Source organism: Herpetosiphonaceae bacterium (assembly GCA_036374795.1).
Lineage (GTDB): Bacteria > Chloroflexota > Chloroflexia > Chloroflexales > Kallotenuaceae > LB3-1.
The window spans coordinates 1-6,682 of the sequence record DASUTC010000310.1 but is presented as its reverse complement, the minus strand read 5'-3'; the positions used below and the strand labels follow the sequence as shown (position 1 = coordinate 6,682).

Below are 6,682 nucleotides of genomic sequence, written 5' to 3'. Positions count from 1 at the left end.
TGAGGTGACAGCGCGCGAGTGGCAGCGCAAGAAGGCGGCCCAGTTGTTCGCGCTGCTGCTGGCTAACCGGCATCGCTGGCTGCTGCGCGAGCAGATCTGCGAGCATCTCTGGCCGGAAGAAAGCCCGTCGGAGGCCGAGTCTCACTTCAAGGTGACGCTGAATGCCGTCAACGTGGCGCTCGAACCGGCGCGTCCGCCGCGCACGCCGCCGTTCTACATTCGGCGTCAGGGCAGCGCCTATCGTTTCATTGCGCTCGACGGCGTGTGGCTGGATGTCGATGAGTTCGAGTCGCGCATTGCCAACGCGAAGCTACAGCTTGCCGCTGGCGACGACGACGCGCATCTGGCCGCTGCTCAGATGACGCTGAGCGCGGCGGTCGATCTCTACCGGGGCGATTATCTGAGCGATTGGCTGTATGAGGAGTGGGCACAGAACGAGCGCGAGCGGCTGGCGACGGTCTATCTTGAGGCGCTCACGACGCTGGCCGAGCTGCTGATCAGCCGCGATCAGCCAGCCGAGGCGATCCCGTGGTGCGAGATGATCCTGATGCGCGATCCGTGCTGGGAAGCAGCCTATGTGCTGCTGATGCAGGCGTATGCCCGCCAGGGCAACCGGCGGCAGGCGCTCGCCACGTACGAGCGCTGTGTGCGCAACCTGCGCGCGCAGATGGACATCGCGCCGCTGCCGCAGACCACGCAGGTCTATGAAGAGGTCAAATCGTGGAGCGCTCCGTTCCCGCAGGCGCAGGCGCGGCGGCTGGGCTGAGGATGATCGAGATCTTTGTCACTTTGTATGCTGATACAGCCCTCAGGGTGTACCGTCGATGGTTATGAATGGATCGGATGCGGATTCTATGATGGATGTTACCCTGCGCAAAGCGAGTCTTGACGATTGTGCGGCAATCGACCAGCTTATCGCCGAATCGGCGCGTGGCTTGAGCCGAGAAGATTATTCCGATGAGCAGATTGAGGCTGCGATCGAGATAGTCTTTGGTGTCGATACGGCGCTCATTCTTGATGGAACATACTTTGTGGCGGAGCATGACGGCGTAGTGATTGGCTGCGGAGGATGGAGCAAGCGAAAAACGCTGTTCGGCGGCGATCAATATACGCAGCGTGATTCCGGGCTGCTTGATCCGACGCAAGAGCCGGCCAAGATTCGCGCTTTTTTGTCCATCCCTCCTGGGCTAGAAAGGGTGTGGGCCGGGCGCTGCTGCAAATCTGTGAAGCCGAAGCTCAGGCGAATGGCTTTCAATCCTGTGAGCTGATGGCGACCCTTCCGGGTGTCAGGCTGTATCAAGCCTGCGGATATGTTGGAGATGAGCAGGTCAGCTATGACATGGGCAACCACGTCTCCATCGAGTTTGTTCCAATGAGAAAAAGATTGTCGTGATGATGTGCGGCGCTTGTCTGTATCCAGCAGAGTCCACCATGCAAACCAGGCTGCGGGTCATTCGGAGTAGCTGCCCGCCGCGATCGAGTCCTCACTCGCGGTCTGCGTAGAGGTTTCTTCTCCCTGGGTATCGAAGTTGTTGCCGCGAAGCGCCTGCCGCCTCGACTATACTGGTGAAAAGCCTAGAGATCCGGCTACGGATACCTCGCACTGTGCGGACGGAGCGATCTAGCCTGGAAGCTTCAGATCACTGCCGAGCTTGCCGATCGCGAACCACTCCATTCTGCCGGTGCTGCGTTAGGGCAACAGCATGAACGTGGGAGGTGCGCCATGACAAGCCAACGACAACAGGAAACGATTGCTCAAGGCGCGCAGGCACAGTTGGAGCGCGCGTATATCGAGCAATATCTGAACAACCTGGGCTATACCGAGGAGACGCTGCGGAATCTGCCGGAGATGCAAGTCAGACAGATCATGAGCGCGGCCTCGCTCTTTGCTTCGATCAAACTGACCGAGGTCGAGGCGCGGTCACATTGGGCCGAAGAGCTGCACGGCGGGCCGACGCAACTGTAAGATCTTGCGCTCCTGTAGGCCGACAGGACGGGGGTTAATTCCCCTTGTTGATGCAGATCGTGCTCTGCTCCCACCACTGAGCTGCCTCTCGCCCCTGCCTGTTCCGTAGCCTGAGCCGCACGCCATAACCAGACCATGCGCTGCATGATCTGGTTATTTCATTGACATACGTTGATCGGCTGTGTCGGGCACGACGTTAGTCGGCGGGCGGCGGCTGCTGAACGCCCTCAAGATACACGCGCTCGTAGACGATCTGCCCAAGCTGGACCTCGAAGAGGATCACGCCGCGCAGATTGAAATGCGGGCCGTTCCTGCGCGTGCCCTGCCAGTGCCACTCGGTCCAGGCTGTCTCGCCATCCACGGTCAGGCGCAGCAGGTCGGCGTGAAAATCGGGGATGCGCTCGAAGGCGCTGGACCACAGCTCACTGAGCCGTTCGCGTCCATGAAACGATCGGTCGGGGTGGCACGGCTGCGCACTGCGATAGTCGGGGGCGAAACAATCGAGAAACGCTTTCAGATCGTGCTGGTTCATCGCGGTATGCAGGTTTTCGATCACTGCCTGGGTACTCAACGTTATCTGAGCAACCATCGCTTTGTTCCTTCCTTTTTCAAGCGGGAGAGCAGCGTACCGTCAGGCTATACCGTACGGGTGACAGGCAGAGGCTGCTGTGTGCGAGTCGGCGCGCGCTCATAGCCAAGCGCTCGCAGGATGCGGTCTGTTACTTCCTGCACCTCGCCGATGCCGTCGATGTCGTGCAGCCGTCCGAGCGCCTGGTAGTGTTTGATCAGCGGCATCGTCTGCTGGAAATAGACGTTGAGCCGATAGCGCGCCGTCTCGATGTTATCGTCGGCGCGGGTGTAGAGATCGCCGCCGCAGAGATCGCAGACGCCAGCCTCACGAGATGGCGAGTAGTAGATGTTGTAGGGCGTCTGACAGGCGCGGCAGGTTTGCCGACCGACGATGCGCTTCTGGAGGATCTCATACGGCGCGTTCAAGAAGATCACGCCGTCGATCTGCTGGTTTTGTCGCGCCAGCGCCCCGGCGAGCGCCTGGGCCTGTCCAATGTTGCGTGGAAAGCCGTCGAAGATCACGCCTGCCGCACAATCGGGCCGCGCGACGCGGTCGAGGATCATGCTGATCACCACATCGTCGGGCACGAGCTCGCCTGTATCGACATAGGAGCGTGCCAGCAGCCCCCGCTCCGTCTCTTGGAGCATATGCTGGCGAAGCAGCTCGCCGCTGGCGATATGTTTCAACTGCGTTTGTTCTTCCAGTACCGCCGCCTGGGTACCTTTGCCTGCGCCCGGCGGACCAATCAGAATGACGTTCATCGGTGTACTCCTGCGCTACACTGCGCTCTGAGGAGGCTTAAGCTGATCGAGCGGGAGGCGGCGCTCCAGATGAACGCAGGCAGCGCAGGAAGAAGCTTGCCATGATTGCATGACTCAGCTCGACTCCTGCGCTGCTCGCGTGTGCTAGAACCGGCCTGGCGGAACGTCGGCGGTTGGACGAGGCTGTGTGCCTACCGGCGCGGCGTGCCGTTGGATGCGGCGCGAGTGGCGCGCTGGACCGTCTCGCCGAAGGTGCTCAGGTAACTCTGCCAGGTCTTAACACCGTCGCTGTACATGCGGTGATAGATCGACAGGATTTCCTGGCTTGAGCGCAGGCTTTGCTCCGCCAGGTTAAAGCTCATCTCCGTCGTCGAGAGCGCCAGCGTGCTCCAGAGATGGAAGCTATCTTGGACCATATGTTCAGCAGCCTGGACTTGCTCGCGCACTTGCTGCTGGAAAGCTTCTCGCTCGGTCATGATCGTCCTCCTTAGTGGCCGTATCTACGGCCTGGATCGATTGCCTGAACATGTGCTTGACCGTATCCTAGCAGCATCAAGTTACAGCCAAGTTCATGAAGATGTGAAATTCTTCACAAATAATGACGGCGCAGAGCATCGGGGCGCAGTTACGTACTCGCCGCGCCGCTACGTCTGGCCGGGCTCGGCCCCGCGAGCGTGCGACCGCTCGGAGAGCCAGGCGTCGATCTGCGGCCAGGTGCGCTTGATCGCGCCGCTTCCGGCCATGATACCGATATGACCGCCCGATACCCTGATGATCTGCTCGTCCTGGCTGCCGAACTTCTCCAGCACGCGCTCCGACTGGCACGGCGGCGTAATATGATCGCTCTCGGCGATCACATTGAGCACGCTGGCTCGGATACGTTGGAGATCGACGCGCTCGCCGCGTATCGTCAGGGTGCCCCGCATCAGCTTGTTCTCGCGGTAGAAATCCACGATCAGTTGGCGGAACGTCGCGCCGGACATGTCGATCGTATCCGTGACCCAGGTATTCATCGCGTGCCAGGCCTCGACCACGCGCGGATCGTCGCGGTTGTCCCACAGCCGCAGGTAGTTGCCGATGTAGTTCTCGACCGGCTTGAGCGCCTTCGCGCCATAGTCGATCAGCTCGCCGGGCATGTTGCCGAACGCATTCAGCACCTTGTCCACATCGAAGTAGCGCTCGTCGAGCCACCCGGCAAAGGTGATCCGCTTCCTATCGGTAAAGTCCAGCGGCGCGGTCAGCAAGATCAGATTGCGCAGGCCGTCGTCGGGGCGGAGCGCGGCATAGAGCGTGGAGACGATCGCGCCGATGCACCAGCCGAGCATACTAAACTCGTCCGCGCCGGAGACGCGCTTCATCTTGCGAATCGCGCGGGTGAGATAGTCCAGCACGTAATCGTCGAACTTCAGATGCTTATCCTCAGGGCCGGGAGCGCCCCAGTCCAGCAGATAGACATCGTAGCCGTGCTTGACCATGTACTCGACAAAGCTGTTGCCGGGCCGGAGATCGAGGATGTACGGTCGGTTCATCAGGGCGAAGACCAGCAGCAGCGGGATCGGGTGCCGCTCTGATTCGGGAACGACGGGCGTGTAGCGGTACAGCTTCGCCTTGTTGAGCGTCCAGATCACCTCCTTGGGCGTCTGGCCGACCGGTGCGCGCTGTGTTGTCACCCGCGTCAGGGTGCGCGCCTGCTCCTCGATCCGTTGTAGCTCAGCCTGTAAGTCGGCGGGTGTGAGGGGCAGTTTTGGGCCAAACATTATGATTCCTCCGCAGAACCTTTAGCGCGGCTCTGCGCCGGTCGCGCGGCCTGCTTGGTGTTGCGCTCAAGCGTATCGAGCTTCGCCTCCAGATCATCCAGGCGCATCTCGATATTGGTCAGCCGCTCGGCCAGGCTGGTGACATCGGCGCGGGTAGGCATGTTAAGCTGCGTCAACACCTGGGTCATGGTCGATTCCATGACCTGCCGGAAGGGCGCGGATGCTGTCAGATACGAGTCCATCATGCGGCCTGTCGCCTCGGCGTAGGCTTCGCTGTTGACCATCTCGATCATCACCTTCGACCATGTATCCATCGTGGCATCGCGCATTTCGCGCCAGGCGGAAAAGGGATCGAAGGGATTACTGTTGTCGGATCGCTGAGTCATGGTTGTGCCTTTCTTGCTAGTGCCGAATCAAACACCCTGTTCGGGAAGACGCTCACGCGATTCTGCAACGGCGCGGGAAACGCGAGGGGGCCACCCCGGCCTGTCGGCCTGGTATGCAGGCCACGTGCCGCCACTGCGACATATGGCGCGAACGCGATTACATATACACGCCGCCATTGACGTTGATCTGCTGCCCGGTGATATAGTCGGCGTCGGCGGCCAGGAACGCCACGGCCTTGGCGATCTCTTCGGGCTTGCCGAAGCGGCCCATCGGGATCTTCGCCTTGATCTGATCCTGGACCTCTTCCGCTACTTTGGCGAGCATATCGGTCATGGTGAAGCCCGGAGCGATCGAGTTGACCGTGATGTTGTAGCGTGCCAGCTCGATCGCGCAGCTCTTGGTGAAGGCAATAATGCCGCCCTTGCTGGCCGCGTAGTTGGCCTGTCCGAAGTTGCCCGCCTGCCCGACGTAGGAGCTGATGTTGACGATGCGACCGAACTTCTGGTCGATCATCACCGGCATGGCGGCGGTGGTGCAGAAGTAGACGCTGTTCAGGTTAGTGTTGATCACCTGCATCCAGTCGTCGTCGGTCAGCTTGCGCAGCGAGCGATCACGGGTGATACCGGCGTTGTTCACCAGAATATCAAGCCTGCCCCACGCATCGATCACGCGCTTGACCATGCCGCGCGCCTCGTCTTTGTTGCCGACATCAGCCCGCAAGAGGAGTGCCGTGCCGCCCATCTGCCCGATCTGCTGCGCTACTTCCTGCGCTGCGGCCTCGCTGCTCTGGTAGTTGATGCCTACGTTTGCGCCCTCGCGCGCCAGCTCTAAGGCAATCGCCCGTCCGATACCGCGCGATGCGCCGGTGACAAGCGCGACTTTGCCGTCTAAGCGTCCCATGATAAGCCTCCGAATAAGAGCACCAGACGAAAGAACAACGAACAGAGAACGACGAGCGCTGGATTGGATGCTGAGAGTCGCGAATCAACAGCGCGAACTTTCGGCACGTTCTAAGGTTTGATTCTGGCCTTTTCGCGCCGCTTCTACGTTGCGGATCGACAACCCACGAGGAAGAACCAGGCACCGGGCTGGAGCTTGCGCGTCGCAAGCTGTGTTTCTTCGCTCCGCTGTTCCGTGGCTCTCCCTCATAGATTCCTTCGTTCCCCCTCATTTGCTCCTTCGCTGGTCCGTTGATCTGCGAGTGCTACACTCGCTCGTACACCGCCGCGATGCCCTGACC

Annotated in this window: 9 protein-coding genes; 3 read left to right on the top strand and 6 right to left on the bottom strand. The window is 60.6% G+C overall.

The window, feature by feature from the left end; all coding sequences use genetic code 11:
- The 3 genes from VFZ66_24250 to VFZ66_24240 form a co-directional block, all read left to right on the top strand.
- Positions 1-766 (top strand): bacterial transcriptional activator domain-containing protein (locus VFZ66_24250; protein HEX6292321.1); only part of this gene is annotated, 766 nt, incomplete at its 5' end.
- Positions 767-854: 88 nt separating this feature from the next.
- The gene (locus VFZ66_24245; protein HEX6292320.1) at positions 855-1,268 is read left to right on the top strand and encodes a hypothetical protein; all 414 of its coding nucleotides are present in this window, start codon (positions 855-857) and stop codon (positions 1,266-1,268) included.
- Positions 1,269-1,723: 455 nt separating this feature from the next.
- Complete coding sequence (locus VFZ66_24240) at positions 1,724-1,966, top strand: hypothetical protein (protein ID HEX6292319.1); 243 nt, start codon at positions 1,724-1,726, stop codon at positions 1,964-1,966.
- Positions 1,967-2,162: 196 nt separating this feature from the next.
- Here VFZ66_24240 and VFZ66_24235 read toward each other — a convergent pair whose 3' ends face one another.
- The 6 genes from VFZ66_24235 to fabG form a co-directional block, all read right to left on the bottom strand.
- Entirely contained in the window at positions 2,163-2,555 is a 393-nt protein-coding gene (locus tag VFZ66_24235; protein ID HEX6292318.1) for a nuclear transport factor 2 family protein, read from the bottom strand.
- A gap of 47 nt (positions 2,556-2,602) precedes the next feature.
- Positions 2,603-3,298: an adenylate kinase gene (locus VFZ66_24230; protein ID HEX6292317.1), complete on the bottom strand. Its 696-nt coding sequence runs from the start codon at positions 3,296-3,298 to the stop codon at positions 2,603-2,605.
- 191 nt (positions 3,299-3,489) lie between these two features.
- Complete coding sequence (locus VFZ66_24225; protein HEX6292316.1) at positions 3,490-3,774, bottom strand: hypothetical protein; 285 nt, start codon at positions 3,772-3,774, stop codon at positions 3,490-3,492.
- A gap of 168 nt (positions 3,775-3,942) precedes the next feature.
- Positions 3,943-5,055: an alpha/beta fold hydrolase gene (locus tag VFZ66_24220; GenBank protein ID HEX6292315.1), complete on the bottom strand. Its 1,113-nt coding sequence runs from the start codon at positions 5,053-5,055 to the stop codon at positions 3,943-3,945.
- A complete protein-coding gene (locus tag VFZ66_24215; protein ID HEX6292314.1) occupies positions 5,055-5,441 on the bottom strand; it encodes a poly(R)-hydroxyalkanoic acid synthase subunit PhaE in 387 nt (128 codons plus the stop codon). The genes VFZ66_24220 and VFZ66_24215 overlap by 1 nt, the downstream gene beginning before the upstream one ends.
- A gap of 157 nt (positions 5,442-5,598) precedes the next feature.
- Positions 5,599-6,342 (bottom strand): 3-oxoacyl-[acyl-carrier-protein] reductase, encoded by a 744-nt coding sequence (gene fabG, locus VFZ66_24210; protein ID HEX6292313.1) that lies wholly within the window; start codon positions 6,340-6,342, stop codon positions 5,599-5,601.
- Between the last annotated feature and the right edge of the window lie 340 nt (positions 6,343-6,682).